This window comes from Acinetobacter sp. GXMZU3951 (genome assembly GCF_054457875.1).
Window position 1 is genome coordinate 178,902 of sequence record NZ_JBTLFO010000006.1, and the last position, 17,476, is coordinate 196,377.

Genomic DNA, 17,476 nt, shown 5'->3' on the forward strand with positions numbered 1-17,476 from the left:
TATAGTAGAGGGAAATGCTTTAAGAAGCTATTTGATTCAGTAACTGTTGAGCTTGTTGCTGCTGTTCCGTTGAAAATTTATTCGATTTTTCAGCGAGCAGACGACGAGCCGCTTCATAAGCGCCCAACTGAATGTACTGTTGGGCTAAATCCAGATTAAGTGTAATTTCATTGACTTCACACAGCTCAGGGAAGGACTGCACTAAAGGATCTTGTAAATTTATCTCTGTTTGTGCGCTAGCTGGTGCAGATTCAGTCAGATCTTGTGTGATGGCCTGTTCAGTTGCCAGATTTGTTTGTTGCGGCTCGAGATCAAATGATATTGCTGGTGCAGCAATGTCTGGCTCAATCTGCGGTGCTGCTTGAGTCGATGTAGATGGCTCAAGATCAAATGAGAATTTAAATTCAGGTTGATCTTCAGTTTCAGACTTTTCCTCAGCGGCTGTAACGGCTGGTTCAGTTGTAGAAGCAGTGCTTGAAACTGGATCCAGCGAGAATGAGAATTCCAGATCTTTCAACTCGGTCACTGCGGCTTCAGCTTCCAGTTTTGCCGTTGAGATTTCTTCAGCTTGTGGCTTTAACTCTAAACTGTCGGACGGAGAGCTTACAGTTTTTTCTTTTACGGCAGGTTCAGACGCGGGTTCAATCGTTTCCGAGCTAATGCTAAAGGATTTGAACTCTAAGGGTTTATCTTGTTCGAGCGTTTCTGGTTGGGCCTGATGGCTCGCTAGAGTCGGCTGTTTATCTTGAATCAGGGCATCAAAATCTAAACTGTTGTTTAGATTGGATTGAGGTGTTGAATCTAAAGACGCTGCGACAGGCTGATGTTCATTTGTTTCAGCTTGAAAAGCATGTTCTTTATCATATTCAGCTTTTTTCTGTTCAGCCTGAGCCAGTGTTTCATCTAGCTCTAAAGAGCGTAAATGATTGAAGAGTTGACCAATAGCAAATTCATCTTTTTGTTGAAGATGAACTTCGAGCAAGAGTAAATATAGTTCATGTTGTGAATTATCTTTATTCAGGGCCTGATTAATCTGAGCTTCTGCGGCAAAAAAGTTGCGGTCACGAATCAGCCCCTGAATTTGAGTGCGTAATTCATTATTGAGTACGGTTGCCTGTTTGTGCTCAATAACGGGCTCTTCTTCCACAACTTGTGCTTTTGCTGGGGTTTTCCGTTTGCTTGCAGGTGTTTTAGCTTTGTTGCGTGCCGCCGCCGTTTTTTTAGGTGCCGTGTCGGCTTCTTTATTTGCTTCGCGCTTTTTTAAAACAATTGCGACGACTAACAAAAGTACAAACGGAATCACATAAATCAGCATGTTTTACCCCTTATGAATCGAATGCAAATTTAAGACACTGATTCTAATATCAAAATTATATAACACTTTAGCTGTTTGGCTTTTTCTGTGCTTGTTGTGCTTTCAACTGTTGTTGCAATTGTGCAAGACGAGCATTTAATAATTGAATTCTTTGATCCTTTTGACGGAGTGCCAATTCCAGCTGGGTTACGTCTTTCTGTAATTTAACGGTTTTTTCTCGTGATGTCATAACTTTTAATGACAATTCATTTGATATTTGTTCGTTCTCAGCTTTCTGTTTGGCACTGCCATTGGTGGATTCTGGATTTTTTTCCGCTACGAGGCTCATTTCGGCTTGGTTAAGGCGGTATTTGGCTTTTCCAGACTGTTTTGCAGTTGTCGTCGTCGGGTTCACCACCTGTTTTTGCGGCTTGTTGGTGTTGGTCTGTAGGTTTAAGGTTGCCCCGCGACGCAAGCGATTAATATCACCTTGAATAAAGGCATGGGTATTTTCAGTTTTAATTTGTTGCATCACTTCGCCAATGGGACGATTTTGCTCAGTAGCCACCCGTTGTGCAATTGCCCATAATGATTCGTTGTTTTGTACCACATGTTGATTGGACTGTGCAGGTTTAGCGGCTACTGGCGCAGGAGCGGACTTTGCCGTTTCAGCTGCAGGTGTTTTAGCTGCTTTTGTGGGAGCAGGAGCTGGTGTTTGGGCAGCATTAGCCGCAAGCTTCTCAGCTTCAACCCGTTTTTGATATTGCTGGACTAAAGGATCTGCTGATTGTGTACTTGCTGTCGTTGCAACATTAGTTGCTTGTTTGGTTACAGCGTTCGTTTTCCCGTTTGTAGTTGTGGTCTGCTCGCTTGGAGCAGATGTATTGGCCACGCTTGACACCACAATCGGGGCGTCATTTATGCTTGGTCGTGCTTCGAGTTTTACAGGTTGGATTTTCGCTTGAGTTGCAATCTTTTGATCCGGTATTGCAGGACTTTGCGCTGCCATGACGGGTGGCTGTAATTGGGTGCTGGTTGGTAAATTCAGCGCAATATCCTTTTCACTCACAATCATGATTGGGCTGAGGATTGTTTCATTGGCCTTGGCATTGAACCTAGGTTTAGGCAAGGCAGTACGCTGAATTGGTGTACGAATATGCTGTAAATGTACCGCATTGCCTTCTTGAATTCTGACCACAATATTCAGTTCAGATTCAGTCAATGGACGAGAGGACGTAATGGTAATGACCCCTTCACCGGAACTGCTTTGGCGTGAAAAGAAATTTAAATGACCAGGTGGCTGATGCATGACACCAAGCGAATTTAAATCTTCAGGCGTCGCTAAGCTGACCTGTACAGGAGCATCGGTTTTGGCATGATGGAACGGAATTTCTGCGTAAAGTAGTTCCCCAGGCGCAGACTGAATTTGTAATGGCTCTATGCTAATCGCATGAAGGTTCTGCGATGCAATAATGGCGAGAATAGCTATTTTTAATTTGTTATATACAGTCATCTTAGTTTTTGACTCTGGTCATATATCGCAACGAGAGAATTATACCTTACCGAGATGTGGAGGAATTGTAAATGGATAACATTCTAGTTACATAAAAAGCCGATCATATTTGATCGGCTTTTGTGTGAATAATTAAAAATACTTATGCATTTTTAAAATCAATCAGAATGCGGAGCATACGGCGTAACGGTTCTGCAGCACCCCAAAGCAGTTGGTCACCAACTGTGAATGCACCTAGGTATTCTTTACCCATGTTCAGTTTACGCAGGCGACCAACAGGCACAGTTAAAGTTCCTGTGACTGCAACTGGAGTAAGATCCGTCATCGATGCTTCACGGGTATTTGGAACCACTTTAGACCAATCGTTGGCACTGGCAATGATATCTTCGATCTCATCAAGCGGGACATCTTTACGGAGCTTTAAAGTTAAGGCTTGTGAGTGGCAACGCATGGCACCAATACGCACACAGTGACCATCAATTGGAACGATCTGTTGATTACCTAAAATTTTGTTGGTTTCAACCTGACCTTTCCATTCTTCTTTCGATTGACCGCTTTCTAATTGCTTGTCAATGTACGGAATGAGGGAGCCTGCTAAAGGCACACCAAAGTTAGCAGAAGGGAAGCCTTCGCCACGTTGTAGCGCTGCAATTTTACTGTCGATGTCCAAAATCGCAGATTTCGGGTCATCCAGTAAATCTTTGGTGTTGTTGTACAAGTAGCCCATACCGGTGATTAGTTCACGCATATTTTGCGCGCCTGCACCAGAAGCCGCTTGATACGTCATGGATGTTGCCCATTCCACCAAATTGTTCTGGAATAGACCACCTAAGCCCATCAACATCAAGGAAACGGTACAGTTGCCGCCAACAAAGGTTTTAGTGCCTTTGACTAAACCGTCTTTGATCACATTCATGTTGACTGGGTCAAGTACGATGATGGCTTCATCATCCATACGAAGCGTTGAAGCAGCATCAATCCAATAACCGTTCCAGCCTTCAGCTTTCAGCTTTGGAAAAACCTCAGAGGTATAGTCGCCACCTTGGCAGGTAATAATGACATCCATTTGCTTCAGACTGTTAATGTCTGATGCATCCATAAGTGCTGGGGCAGTCTTACCACCAAATGCAGGGGCTTCACCACCTGCATTACTGGTAGAAAAATAGAATGGCTCAAAGTGAGCAAAGTCATTCTCTTCAACCATACGTTGCATAAGGACGGAACCAACCATCCCGCGCCAACCGACCAGACCTACTTTCATGTCATTTTGCCTCGGTGCGTTAAAAAATTAAAAGGGGTTTGAGTGTATCAAAAGCGACCACAACTGCAAGCACTACATAAGTAAAACATCAATATAATTGAGAGAAATAACTTGTTTATGATACATACAAAATTGATAAAGTTCGGGAAAATCAATTCTGCGAACAGGATAGACCGAGAAAAACAAAATGATCTGGGTGGAAATCTTGGCGATGTTGGTGGTGGTCTTGACCTTTTGGTCACTGATTCCCCGAGATGAATGGTGGATTCGCGGTGCGGATTTTCCAAGGCTGCAAATTTTGGCCATCGGAATATTGGCTTTTATTTTATTGCTTTTCAGTCCAGCCGATTGGGATATGGCACGTGAGCTGAGTTTAGTGGCATTAATTGCAGCTCTGGCTTATCAGTTAAAAATGGTTCTGCCCTATACCTTTCTCTGGAAAAAACAGGTGCAAACGGTTTCTGCGGCGGACTTAAAACCCGATCGCCAAATTTCCCTGATCGTATCGAATGTGCTGACACCAAATACTCAATATCATTTATTGATTGAACAAATTTTAACATTGAAGCCCGATCTGGTACTCACCTTGGAAACCGATCAGCGCTGGCAACAGGCCCTAGAGGTGATTGAGGCGGAGTATCCCTATCGCGTCCCGATTCCATTAGATAATTTATATGGCATGCATTTGTACAGCCGTCTAAAATTATTAAAGCCCGAAGTAAAGTTTATTCTGAGTGATGAAATTCCCTCGATTCATACCACAGTAGTGCTGCCTTCAGGGCAGCCCGTGCAGTTGTATTGTCTGCATCCCAAACCGCCGAGCCCAACAGAAGCCAAAGATTCTACCTTACGTGATGCTGAGCTGTTGATTGTGGGAGATCAAATCAAAGAATTGGATCAAAGCTGCATTGTGATGGGGGATTTAAATGATGTGGCATGGTCGAGAACGACCCGACTGTTTCAGCGCATTAGTGGGTTACTGGATCCTCGCGTCGGGCGGCATTATGTCAATACCTTTCATGCCGACTATCCCTTTTTGCGCTGGTCTTTAGATCATGTCTTTCATAGTACAGACTTTGCGCTGATTAAAATGCAGCGTTTACCGCATATTGGCTCGGATCATTTCCCGATTTATGTGGAGTTGCAGTCGGGGCGTAAATTTGAACAGCAGCAACAAGAGCTTGAGCAAACCGATGCCGATGAACAGGAAGCTCAGGCAGCCATTCAAGAGGGGATAGCAAAAGCGGAGCAAGAAGAAAAATGCGTGACCGATGAAATTGCACAAGATTATAAAAAGTGAGAATTGGTCGGCAAATTCAAATCAAAATAGTGTACGAAATTGCTTACAAAGGTTTAGGTCTCTGACGAATGGTCGGATGAACAGATTTATCTTATTCTTATTTCATCAGCACACGGAACAGGGAATGGATAATCCCACTAAGGAAGACAACGCTGAAGGAAAACATCACGGAAATGATGGCAGGTTAGGATGACCGCACGATAAAACAAAAATGATGATTGAAAGCACAACCTCATATGCCCGAGTTTTGCAGGATGCAGAACTCGGGTTATGTGTTTTAGTCTAGCTGAAATTTATTTCATCATGATGACGATTGTAAAACCTGTTGATAGAGTGCCAAGGTTTGATCACACATATCTTGTAAGCTGAACTGTGTCACTGGGGCAACATGTTTAGGATGGTCAATATGTTGCTGAATTACTTGCATTAAGGTAGCTTGATCATCAACCGGAATGAGCCCTTCTGGATAGAGCTGAGATAAAATCTCGGCAACCCCTCCGCGATTCCAGCCGACCACAGGTGTGCCTACAGAGAGTGCCTCTAATGCGGTACGTCCAAAAGTTTCAGCTTGATTCGACAAGGAAAGGACCACATCACTATAGGCCAACCATTCGCGAATGTCTGAACGGTGACCGACAAAGGTGATGTGATGGTCTAGACCCTTAGTTTGAATCGTCCGTTCCAGTTCATCCAGATAAGCCGCTTTTTTCGGATCTGCGCCACCTACCACCACTGCATGTAAGTACGGGTAATGATCTTGCAGTTGCTGAATAAGTTCAATTAAGGTCTCATGTCCTTTTAGGCGAGTAATCCGCCCCGGGAGACACAACAAAAATTTGTGCTCCAGTTGAGGATAGTCTTTTAAGGTATGCTGGATCCACTGTACCGAAGGTTGATAACCATGCGGAAAAGCTTTGGGATCAATACCACGATAAATCCGTACAATATCTTTAGGCGGGCAATTTTTATAGTGATCGGTAATGTATTGCACCACACTATCTGAAACAGCAATGACCTTTTCTGCTTGGGTCATAATGGCACTATAACGGTTAATGGAATAAAAGCCATGCACCGTGCTGATCAAGTGGGGACGTTGTGCGGCAGGTATGCCTTTTAAGGCAAAATGAGTTAACCACGCGGGGACACGGGAACGGACATGTACGATGTCTGGGCGATGTTGCAGGATCAACTGTCTTAATGGACGAATCTGCCATAAACTGGACAGTGACTTTTTGTGAATCGGTAAGGTTAGGTGAGTCGAACCCTCTGCTTCAAGCTGTGTCACCAGACGACCACCATTGGAAACCACCAGTGATGTATGCCCTTGACTGACTAAAGCTCTGGCGATTTCGAGGGTACCACGTTCAACACCACCACTATTGAGTTCAGGAAGAAGCTGCATCACTTTCATTGAATTTATCCTTATTTGAGAGGTTGCGCTGTTCAAGTTACAGGAAAACTAAAAACAGCGTGTGGTGTCGGAACCGAATTTACTCGCCAGTGACTTAGCTATTCGTAAATCTTTTCATAGCCCTCTGGGCGGGTTTTAAAGCGGCGGTGGAACCACATATATTGGGTTGGTGCAATGCGCAATTGTCGCTCGATAATCTGATTAACTCGGGTTGCATCAGCGACTTCGTCTTCACTTGGCAAGTTTTCGACAGCGGGTTCAATCAATAAGTGATATTGCGGATTGGCAACATCGCCATGACGATAAAAATATAAAGGCACAGCCACGGCCTTCGAAATCTTTAATAGACGTCGATGTGCTGTGACTGTTGCAGCTGGCACCCCAAAGAAGGGGGCCATGACCCCTTGCTTTAAACCAAAATCTTGATCTGGGCTATACCAGATGGCATGTCCATTTTTTAAATTGCGAATTAAGCCACGCATGTCGTCATGGTCAATCTGATTTGCATAAATCGTGGCACGACAACGGTAGATCAGCATGTCTAACAAAGGATTGTTTTGCGGACGATAAACCACATCGGGTTCAAAATATTGTGCGCATAAATAACCACCGGCATCCAATAAAGTGGAGTGTGTCCCTAATAGCAATACACCTTTACCTGCGGCTTGTGCCGTTTGAATATGTTCTAAGCCTTCAATGCTGACGCGGTTTTTAAACCATTGCGGGCAATACCAAGCATTTAGCGTCTCAAATACCCCAAGCATCTGATCGACAAACACTTGACGTGCATTGGCTTGAACCTGTTCTGGACTCCACTCAGGAAAACACACTTCCAAATTACGAACGGTCGTCTTGCGGCGTGATTTCAGTTTGTTAAATGCAATATTGCCCAGAAAAGTGGCTAAACGGTGCTGTATGGCCCACGGTAAAATTGCCAGTATCATCAGAAATACAATGCCAAGCCAAATGCCCCAATATTGAGGCAGAAGAAAGGACCATTGAAATTCACCGGGCTGATAGTCTGGCTTATTACTCATAACTGATGAAAAGCTTAGAAAAGAAAGCTTTGAGTTTAGCATGAAGCGGAAATAATTGGACACCATTGGGCTGAAACTGGGGCAACTTGAGTGCTTGACGTGATTGTTGCCCCTAAGTGCTTAATTGAGCGATTTTTTACAGGGCAAATCGGATTTAAGAGAATGAAATAGCGAAGTGATCAATTCTGAGAGGTGAATCAGAAAATTACCCTAAACCTCAGTGTAAATGGACCAAAGATTTATGAAAAATTAGGTTGTGTTATCTCTGTTGTGTAGACTGAAGTGCAAGGCATTTATTTTATTCCAATCAGCAAAAATCATTATGCTGAATCAACCCTAGCGTACTAATGTTAAACTATTTGATATTGTTAAATCACCGTAGCAATTCATGAGAAATGAAGCACTTGATACCGCCAAAGCTGGGCTAATTTTTTTAGTGGTGCTGGGGCATTTTCTGGAACGAATGATCGGGTGGTCGCAACCTACAAGTCATTTAATTCTTGAAACCATTTATGCCATACATATGCCCGCTTTTATTTTTATTTCCGGTATGTTGTATAAAGATAAGAACTGGTTGAAAAATATCATCTTCTTTGTTGCTTTATTTGTGCCTTTTCAATTGTTGTACGTGGCGTCTAATGCTTTGATGACTGGGCAGTGGCATTTTACCCTATTTGCACGACCATATTGGTTGATGTGGTATCTCATGGGCATGATGGCATGGACCTTATTCATGCATGTGTTTTATCGCAGTCAATACGTCTTATTGTGGGCCATATTGGTCGCGTTCGGAATAGGTTTATCACCTTGGAATAATTATGCCTATTCGATTGGTCGAATAGGGGTATTTTTACCTTTTTTTGTACTGGGATGTCGTTATGGGCAGCGCATATTAGAAGTGTTACAGCAGCAAAAGCATACGTTTTTGTTGGGAAGTGTGAGCCTAGGTTTGATTATGCTCATTCTGTATTACACCCATCTCAGCCAATTCTGGTGGTATGGCAGCCTAAGTTATACGCAACTTAAAGTAGACGTCTGGCAGGGCAGTCTGATTCGATTTGCCTGTATGCTGATGTCGAGTTGGGGGATTTTAACCCTTTTGACCTTATTTCAAGGTCTAGGCACCCGATTTACGGAATTAGGAAAAAACACCTTGCCTGTGTATTTACTGCATGGTTTTGTGGTGATTTGGCTGGCGCACTGGATACAGTTGGATGTTCCAATTGCCATCAAAATTGGAGTTTGTATGGTACTTTCGATCATGACCTGCTGGGTGTTGAGACAAAGTGTTTTTGATCAACTGTTGCGGAAACTGTCGTTGTGGTTAGTCAAACCGAGCAGTAGACTTTGGCAAAAATAAAATAGATACGGTTGCGTCAGAACCGTTGATAATATTAGTTATTTTTTGAAAATTCGAATCTCCTCAAATGCCTGACTAACAGACATTTGAGGAATCAAGCACAGACGAATTAATTGCCTTTGCTGAGGTTTTCCAGTTCATCCCAACGTTCTAGTTTTTCAAGCAATAGCTCTTCAAGCTCTGCTAAACGCTGTGAAGCTTTTGTTGCAGCATCTGCATCACTGACAAACCATGAACCATCTGCCAATTTGTCTGAAAGTTGGCTTTGCTCAGTTTCTAAAGCTTCAATTTCCGCAGGCAAGCTATCCAATTCACGTTGATCTTTATAGCTAAGTTTGACCTTTTTCGGTGCAGGTGTTGCTGCTTCAGCCTTGGCTTGTGCTTTTTTTACATCGCTTTTTTGATCAACCACTTTCTGATCTGGGCGTTGTTCTAAGTAGTCTTGATAGCCACCAATATATTCATCGATGTTGCCTTTGCCGTCAAACACCCACGTTGAAGTCACGACGTTGTCCATGAAGGCACGGTCATGCGAGATCAATAACAGCGTACCTTTATATTCAGACAACATTTCTTCTAAGAGTTCTAGCGTCACCATATCCAAGTCGTTGGTTGGCTCATCCATCACAATTAAATTGGACGGTTTGAGTAACAGTTTAGCCAATAGAATACGATTTCTTTCACCACCAGAAAGTGCTTTGACAGGTGTACGGGCACGTTCAGGCGAGAACAAAAAGTCTTGTAAATAGCTGTAGATATGGCGACGATTACCATTTACATCGACAAAGTCAGAGCCTTCGGACACGTTTGCCATTACAGTTTTTTCAAGATCAAGTGCATTACGTAATTGGTCAAAATAGGCAATCTCAAGTTGTGTACCTGTTTTGACTGAACCGCCATGCTCAATTTCACCCAAAATGGCTTTAATTAAGGTGGTTTTTCCTACACCATTATCCCCAACTAGGCCGATGCGGTCTCCACGCATCACCAGCGCAGAGAAATCCTTGATCAGTGCTTTGTCATTGTATGCGACACTGAGATGCTCAATATCAAACACCAGTTTGCCAGAGCGATTGGCATCTTGGGTGGCCATACTGACTTTGCCTTGTTGGAAACGACGTGCTTTGGATTCTTCACGAAGTGCTTTCAGGGCACGAACACGACCTTCATTACGGGTACGACGTGCTTTAATCCCTTGGCGAATCCAAGCTTCTTCTTCAGCCAGTTTTTTATCAAATAACGCATTTTGTTTTTCTTCGGCTTCCATTTGTTGCGCTTTAAGATCGAGGTAGCGCGAATAGTTGCCTTCGTAGCTACGCAAAGTACCACGATCTAGCTCAACAATACGGGTCGCAATACTGTCCACAAATGCACGGTCATGCGAGATAAACAACAACGTTAAATTGTTTTGGTCGAGCAAGAATTTTTCTAACCATTCAATGCTTTCCACATCTAAATGGTTGGTTGGCTCATCCAGCAATAATACGTCTGGTTGCGTCAATAAAGCGCGAGCCAACAGCACACGACGCTTACGCCCCCCCGATAAATCTGCTAAATCAGCATTCGGATCCAGTCCCATCTTGCTTAAAATGGAATTGACTTTATTTTCTAAAGCCCAGCCATCTAGCAAATCCAATTTGTGTTGCAAATTGCCCATGCGATCGCAAGCTTCCATATCACCTAAGATGCAGGCATCACTGGCTTCGTGGTATGCTTTAAGCACGATGGCTGCTTCGCCCGCACCATCGGCGACGATATCGGCCACTTTGCCAGAATCCATAGGAACGTCTTGTGCCAACATGGATACGGTTAAGCCATTTTGAATGGATACTTCGCCGGCATCGGGCAATAAACTACCTTCAATCAGTTTAAGTAGCGTAGACTTACCTTCACCATTACGGCCAATCAAACACACTCGTTCGCCACGTTCTAGGTTAAAATTCGCGCCGTCGAGCAAGGCAGGTCCACCAAATGCAAGCTGGACGTCCCTTAAAGTAATATAGGCCATAATGTTTCCTGAAATCTCAAATGAGGACTTTAAATGACTAAACAAAAAAATCTAGATAATCAGGCGTCATTTTCCGCACCCATTGAAGATTTGCAAGTCCGAATTGCATTTTTGGATGATTTAGTTGATCAGCTGAATGATCAGGTGGCACGCCAAAATCTCGAAATCGCTGATTTAAAGAAACAAATGCAGTTATTGTATCAACGGGTAGAGTCGGCTGATATATCGGAAGGCATTGAAGCTTTTGATCCTTTAGCCAATGTGCCTCCGCATTATTAATCTTGTCGGTAGCATGAAGGTGTCTCTGTTCATGAGCCTGATTTCAAATGAGGGAACGCTGGGCGAGGCTTGACCTTTTGTCCGCTTCCCGTTCTAATGCACGCTCTTTGCTTATCTCTCATGACTGTAAATTTATGTCTGCTAAAGCGGTTTTGTTCGATCTAGAAAATAATATGCCAACGGCAAAGATGTTACGCGATCTCGTGGAGCATTATCCCACCTTGTATTTGTTTAACTGTAAAGGTCAGTTTACATATTCGTTGGAAGATCTGACCGAATTTGCAACTTGGGTGAGCAGTGGTCAAGTGGTGATTTTAGAGACTGCACAAGCCAAAGAGAAAGAGTTTGAATATGCCGTTTTAGTGGGGCAACTGATTGCTTTACTGGAACCAGATACCCATGTGGAAGTGATTTCTGCGGCAAAAAGCAGTGTGCTATTAATTGAGTTAATGCAGAGTTCATCTTTGAGTTGCAGCTTAATTCAAATTCAAGATGCGGCTGAAATCAGCAAACCCAAATACAAAATTCCAAGTCTGGATGTCATTCAAAGTAAACCGTATTTGAAAATGGTCAAGCAGTACTGTGATGCCTTGGCCAAAATGTCGGGTAAACCAAATACCGTCGATTCATTAAAAAATTCAGTGATGAATATTTTGCATGTGGTGCCTGAAAAAGCGCAGCACGTGGTCGGCATGTTGATTAATCTGAAAATCGTCAAACGCTATGATGAACAAATTAATTTTCGTAAAAAAGTCTTAAAACAATGGGCACAACTGCATTTGGCACAAGATCAGGCTGAACTGGAAACGTCTCTCAATCTCGATCAAGCGGTAGAGCAATTGCAGACTGCGGCTGAGCAATCCTGTTCAGCGCCAGAGACTCAACATGCACAAGAGGCCTTATTTAAGGACTTTGGAAAAATTGATCCTGTGCAGCTTCAGGTCGCCAAAAAACTGCGCGAACTGAAAAATGATAAGCCTAAAGACATCTATGCCTTACGCGATTTATTGGAACAAATGTTTCCCAAAGCCGATATCCGTTTGTTGCTCAAAGAGTTGATTGAGAAGGGATATATTTACTGGAATGGGCATGAAGTCTTATATAGTCATGAAATGTTCCTGAATTAATTTCGTCGTTGTAACTTGCGTTTTATATTGTGCTTATGCAAATCTAATAAAAGATAAATAAGGTTTTGTTATGGAACATACAGGCATTTGGGTTGCTGTGGTCATTGTGGTTTTTGTGCTGGGATCAATTTTTGGTCTCCGTGTCAGTCCGCGTGAAAAGGCTTTGGGCCTAATGCGCGAAAAAGCACGCAAAATGGGCCTACACCCACGTTTAGTGGCGGCTCCCGATTGGACCAAAATTCCCAAAGCATCTTCAGATCGTGCCAGTATGGTTGCATACTATAGCGTACTGATTCCCGATGCGCGTTTGCCGCTCATGCGTGCCCGTGTTGAAGATCAGCAACTTAAGCTCGTGCATGGTGATGAAAAATTTAATAATTTTCCAATTGCATTAAAGGGCATTTATGCTATTGATATGCAGGCAAACTGTGTAGGACTCTATTGGGATGAAGAAGCTGATTTAAAAGCAACCCAATTAGAAGACATCAAAGCATATTTACATTCTTTGGCTGAACTTTAATTTTTAGATTCACTGAAATAGGAAAAACGGTTAACTATGGCGAATGCTCCTCGATCCACATCCAAAAGCACTACAGCAAAATCTTCTGATGCTGGGAATAAGCGTGCCTTAGTGATTGTGGAGTCGCCTGCAAAAGCGAAAACAATCAACAAATATCTCGGTTCAAATTACATTGTGAAATCCTCTGTAGGTCATGTGCGTGACTTGCCGACGGGTGGCTCTGGTAAAAGTACAGATAAGAAAGCGGCAGCGACCCGAACTAAATTGACCGAAGCACAAAAAGCTGAAAAAGCGCAACAGGCTTTGGTCAATCGGATGGGGGTCGATCCTGAACATGACTGGAAAGCGCATTATGAAGTGCTGCCTGGTAAAGAAAATGTGGTTGCTGAGTTAAAAAAACTGGCTTCGCAAGTCGACGAAGTTTACCTCGCGACGGACTTGGACCGTGAAGGGGAAGCAATTGCATGGCATTTAAAAGAAGTGATTGGTGGTGATGATTCGCGCTATCAACGTGTGGTGTTTAACGAAATTACCAAAAATGCCATTCAAGAAGCCTTTAAGCATCCTGCACGTTTAGATACCAATAAAGTCAATGCACAACAGGCACGTCGTTTTCTGGACCGTGTCGTTGGCTTTATGATTTCACCATTACTTTGGGAAAAAATTGCCCGTGGTTTATCTGCAGGACGGGTACAGTCGGTTGCAGTCAAACTGGTGGTAGAGCGCGAACGTGAAATTCGTGCCTTTATTCCTGAAGAGTACTGGCAAGTGTTTGCGGATACCAAATCTTCGAGCGATGAGATTCGTTTAGAGGCGGTGAAGCAAGCAGGTAAAACGCTAAAATTACGCAATAAAGCCGAAACTGATGCTTTGTTGAAAATTTTAAAAGATGCTGATTACACAGTTTCAGCACGTGAAGATAAACCGACTAAGGTCAATCCAAGCGCACCGTATATCACGTCGACCTTACAACAAGCTGCCAGTACCCGTTTAGGTTTCTCGGTCAAGAAAACCATGATGTTGGCGCAGCGTTTGTATGAAGCTGGTTTTATTACCTATATGCGTACCGACTCGACCTTCTTGAGTGATGATGCCGTGAATATGGTGCGTCAGCATATTGAGTCAGAGTTTGGTGCCAAATATTTACCTGCCAAGCCGAATCGTTATGGCAATAAAGCGGGTGCACAAGAAGCGCATGAGGCGATTCGTCCATCGAATGTTGGCTTAAAAGGCGATGGTTTGGTCGGTGTAGAGCGTGATGCTCAGCGTTTATATGACTTGATCTGGCGTCAATTTGTGGCATGTCAGATGACGCCAGCAGAATACTTATCTTCTACGATTTTAGTCGATGCCAATGGCGTAGAGCTAAAGGCCAAAGGTCGTACCTTGGTGTTTGATGGCTTTACCAAAGTTCGCGGTCAAAACAAATCCGATGATGATGTCTTGTTACCTGCGGTAAAAGTGGGCGAAGTCCTGAATCTGGAAAAACTCGATCCATCACAACATTTTACCAAGCCACCTGCGCGTTTTACCGAAGCTTCGTTGGTGAAAGAATTGGAAAAGCGGGGTATTGGTCGTCCATCAACATATGCTGCGATTATTTCGACCATTCAAGATCGTGGTTATGTAAAACTGGAAAATCGTCGTCTTTTTGCTGAAAAGATGGGTGAGATCGTCACGGATCGTTTGGATGAAAGTTTCAATAACCTGATGAACTATGACTTTACGGCTGATCTTGAAGGTCAGTTGGATAAAGTTGCAGAAGGTGAGCGCAACTGGAAAGACTTGCTGGACAGTTTCTATGGCGATTTCAAAAAGCGTTTAACCACGGCTCAGGGCGATAGTGGCATGCGTCGCAATCAACCTGTTGAAGTGGGAGAGGTGCATTGCCCAGAATGTTCACGTCCTATGCAGATTCGTACAGGAACGACGGGCGTGTTCTTGGGCTGTTCAGGTTATAACCTGCCGCCTAAAGAGCGTTGTAAAGGTACCTTGAACCTGACACCTGTTGAATCTCTAGCGGCACTGTCTGATGATGATGCAGCTGAAACAGCTGACTTGATGTCGAAGAAGCGTTGCCCAATTTGCGCAACCGCCATGGACAGCTATGTGATTGATGGTGGTCGTAAACTGCATGTTTGCGGTAATAATCCAGATTGTGCTGGTTTTGAACTGGAAGAAGGCGAGTTCAAAATTAAAGGGTATGACGGTCCAACCATTCCATGTGACAAGTGTGATGGTGAAATGCAGTTAAAGACGGGTCGTTTTGGTCCTTATTTTGCCTGCACCAGTTGTGATAATACGCGTAAAGTGTTGAAGAGCGGTCAGCCGGCACCACCGCGGGTTGATCCAATTAAAATGGAACATTTGCGCTCGACCAAGCATGATGACTTCTTTGTCTTACGTGATGGTGCTGCAGGTCTATTTTTGGCTGCAAGCAAGTTCCCGAAAATTCGTGAAACGCGTGCCCCGAAAGTATCTGAGCTACGTTCAGTTGCCGAGCAGCTTGATCCAAAGTATCAATTTATTTTGCAAGCCCCTGATGTTGATCCAGAAGGAAATCCAACTTTGGTGAAATTTAGCCGTAAAAACCAAGCACAGTATATTGGTTCGGAAACGGCTGAAGGTAAGCAAACCAAATGGTCACTGGTGTTCCAAGATGGCAAGTGGGTTGAAGCTTAAATGATTGAATATAAATGCTCACTTCGGTGGGCATTTTTTATGTCACAATAAATCATATAAAAACGTAAAAAATATTTTTTTGGGGGAACTGTGGACATTCAAACGAAAAAGTTTGCTGTATTAATTGATGCCGATAATTCATCAATTGGCGCCATTTCATCGGTTTTAGAAGAAGTCGCTAAATATGGGATTGCGAGTGTAAAGCGGGTTTATGGTGACTGGAGTAGTGACACACTGAAGAAATGGAGAGATGTTTTATTGCCTCATGCAATTACGCCCGTTCAGCAGTTTGCCTACACAAAAGGTAAAGATGCGACGGATATGATTTTAATTATTGATGCAATGGATTTGCTGTATGCAGGAGCATTAGATGGCTTTTGTATTGTATCCAGTGATAGTGACTTTACTCCTTTAGCATCGCGCATTCGTGAAAATGGATTAAGTGTTTATGGATTTGGTAAAAAATCCACGCCAGAAGCTTTTAAAAAGGCTTGTGATAAATTTATTTTTGTTGAAAATTTGATTCCAGAGAATGAACTTAAAAACTCTGATGAAGAAGAGGTCTCGAATACCCAGGTAAGAAAAATATTCGATTCTAGTAAAATATCTGATTCAAAACTTGTTAATCAATTGAAAGATAATACCGTGACAGATGTTATGGATCGTGCCACTTTGAATCTAATTTATAAAGCAGTCAAAGATAATGCTGATGAGAATGGCTGGGCAAATTTAGGTATGGTTGGACAATATATTAGTGCTGTAAAACCTGATTTTGATTCTCGCAATTATGGCAGAGCAAAATTATCAGGCTTAATCAAGACGCTTAATCTTTTTGAAACTAAAATAGAAATGAGCCAAATGTATTTGAAGAAAATGAAAAAGCAGAGTGCTTAAAAGATATGTGGAAAAAAATAAGAATTTTATGCTTATTGCTGATTTTATTGATTGTGGCGGTAAACGCATGGCGTGATCAAAATCAAAATTGGAACAAGCCGATTATCGTGTTACTGCATCCGATTAATGCGGATGGTCAGGCAAGCACGCAACACTATATTCAACAATTATCTCTACACGATCTTGCTGATGTACAGCCTTATTTACAGCAGATGTCAGCACAGTATCGTGGCCAACCTATTCAGTTGTATTTAAATTTTGGACGGGCACTGAGCCAAAAACCACCCAAAGTGCCTGAACAGGCCAACATGCTGGACATTATATGGTGGAGCCTTAAATTTCGTTTTTATGACTGGCAACAGCATAAACGTAGTGATGGTGCTTCGGCAGTGACGCTATATTTAAATTATTATGATCCTCAATTCACAAATGAGTTAAAACACTCTACTGCCTTAGAAAAAGGGCGGATTGGTTCGGTCAATCTTTATGCCAGTAAAAAGCAAAATGGGCAAAATCAGATCGTTTTGGTTCATGAGCTGTTACACGCCTTTGGTGCTTCGGACAAATACGATATTGCGACAGGACAGCCCCTGTATCCGCAAGGTTATGCTTATCCAATGCAGCAGCCGCTATTCCCACAGGCCAAAGCGGAGTTAATGGCCGGGCATATTCCTGTATCGGCACAAAGCAGCAAAATGCCTGAAGCATTACAAGACACATTGATTAATCAAATTACTGCACTGGAAATTGGTTGGATAAAATAAGCTGGGTATAACTTCAGTTTTATCCA

General features: G+C 43.0%; 14 protein-coding genes. 8 read left to right on the top strand and 6 right to left on the bottom strand.

Translation table 11 applies throughout. The features are described from left to right. Positions 1 to 19: 19 nt before the first annotated feature. From ACX17N_RS11095 to asd, 3 genes are all read right to left on the bottom strand, one after another. Positions 20 to 1,315, bottom strand: a complete 1,296-nt coding sequence (locus tag ACX17N_RS11095) for a FimV/HubP family polar landmark protein (protein WP_458892630.1) — start codon at positions 1,313 to 1,315, stop codon at positions 20 to 22. A gap of 67 nt (positions 1,316 to 1,382) precedes the next feature. After that, on the bottom strand, positions 1,383 to 2,807 hold the full coding sequence (locus tag ACX17N_RS11100) for a FimV/HubP-related protein (protein ID WP_458892631.1): 1,425 nt from the start codon (positions 2,805 to 2,807) through the stop codon (positions 1,383 to 1,385). 142 nt (positions 2,808 to 2,949) lie between these two features. Then, positions 2,950 to 4,068: an aspartate-semialdehyde dehydrogenase gene (gene asd / locus ACX17N_RS11105; RefSeq protein ID WP_458892632.1), complete on the bottom strand. Its 1,119-nt coding sequence runs from the start codon at positions 4,066 to 4,068 to the stop codon at positions 2,950 to 2,952. Between the two features lie 187 nt (positions 4,069 to 4,255). Between asd and ACX17N_RS11110 the strand changes: the two genes are divergently transcribed. Continuing rightward, a complete protein-coding gene (locus tag ACX17N_RS11110; RefSeq protein ID WP_458892633.1) occupies positions 4,256 to 5,368 on the top strand; it encodes an endonuclease/exonuclease/phosphatase family protein in 1,113 nt (370 codons plus the stop codon). A gap of 301 nt (positions 5,369 to 5,669) precedes the next feature. Here the strand turns inward: ACX17N_RS11110 and ACX17N_RS11115 are convergent, their stop codons facing one another. Then, positions 5,670 to 6,779, bottom strand: a complete 1,110-nt coding sequence (locus ACX17N_RS11115) for a glycosyltransferase family 4 protein (RefSeq protein ID WP_458892634.1) — start codon at positions 6,777 to 6,779, stop codon at positions 5,670 to 5,672. 98 nt (positions 6,780 to 6,877) lie between these two features. Further along, positions 6,878 to 7,816, bottom strand: coding sequence for an LpxL/LpxP family Kdo(2)-lipid IV(A) lauroyl/palmitoleoyl acyltransferase (gene lpxL / locus ACX17N_RS11120; RefSeq protein WP_458892635.1), 939 nt, complete (start codon positions 7,814 to 7,816; stop codon positions 6,878 to 6,880). 388 nt (positions 7,817 to 8,204) lie between these two features. On the opposite strand from lpxL, the gene ACX17N_RS11125 reads away from it, so the two are divergent. Beyond that, positions 8,205 to 9,176: an acyltransferase family protein gene (locus ACX17N_RS11125; RefSeq protein ID WP_458892636.1), complete on the top strand. Its 972-nt coding sequence runs from the start codon at positions 8,205 to 8,207 to the stop codon at positions 9,174 to 9,176. A gap of 109 nt (positions 9,177 to 9,285) precedes the next feature. Here ACX17N_RS11125 and ACX17N_RS11130 read toward each other — a convergent pair whose 3' ends face one another. Next, positions 9,286 to 11,184, bottom strand: a complete 1,899-nt coding sequence (locus ACX17N_RS11130) for an ATP-binding cassette domain-containing protein (RefSeq protein WP_458892637.1) — start codon at positions 11,182 to 11,184, stop codon at positions 9,286 to 9,288. A 33-nt stretch (positions 11,185 to 11,217) separates the two neighbouring features. Between ACX17N_RS11130 and ACX17N_RS11135 the strand changes: the two genes are divergently transcribed. The 6 genes from ACX17N_RS11135 to ACX17N_RS11160 all read left to right on the top strand — a co-directional run bounded on the left by ACX17N_RS11135 (position 11,218) and on the right by ACX17N_RS11160 (position 17,450). Beyond that, the gene (locus ACX17N_RS11135; RefSeq protein ID WP_458892638.1) at positions 11,218 to 11,463 is read left to right on the top strand and encodes a SlyX family protein; all 246 of its coding nucleotides are present in this window, start codon (positions 11,218 to 11,220) and stop codon (positions 11,461 to 11,463) included. 134 nt (positions 11,464 to 11,597) lie between these two features. Beyond that, the gene (locus ACX17N_RS11140) at positions 11,598 to 12,590 is read left to right on the top strand and encodes a hypothetical protein (RefSeq protein ID WP_458892639.1); all 993 of its coding nucleotides are present in this window, start codon (positions 11,598 to 11,600) and stop codon (positions 12,588 to 12,590) included. A 70-nt stretch (positions 12,591 to 12,660) separates the two neighbouring features. Further along, positions 12,661 to 13,110: an ammonium transporter gene (locus ACX17N_RS11145; RefSeq protein ID WP_458892640.1), complete on the top strand. Its 450-nt coding sequence runs from the start codon at positions 12,661 to 12,663 to the stop codon at positions 13,108 to 13,110. 36 nt (positions 13,111 to 13,146) lie between these two features. Then, on the top strand, positions 13,147 to 15,792 hold the full coding sequence (gene topA, locus ACX17N_RS11150) for a type I DNA topoisomerase (protein ID WP_458892641.1): 2,646 nt from the start codon (positions 13,147 to 13,149) through the stop codon (positions 15,790 to 15,792). 90 nt (positions 15,793 to 15,882) lie between these two features. Further along, on the top strand, positions 15,883 to 16,686 hold the full coding sequence (locus ACX17N_RS11155) for an NYN domain-containing protein (protein ID WP_458892642.1): 804 nt from the start codon (positions 15,883 to 15,885) through the stop codon (positions 16,684 to 16,686). A gap of 5 nt (positions 16,687 to 16,691) precedes the next feature. Next, complete coding sequence (locus ACX17N_RS11160; protein WP_458892643.1) at positions 16,692 to 17,450, top strand: hypothetical protein; 759 nt, start codon at positions 16,692 to 16,694, stop codon at positions 17,448 to 17,450. Positions 17,451 to 17,476: the final 26 nt, after the last annotated feature.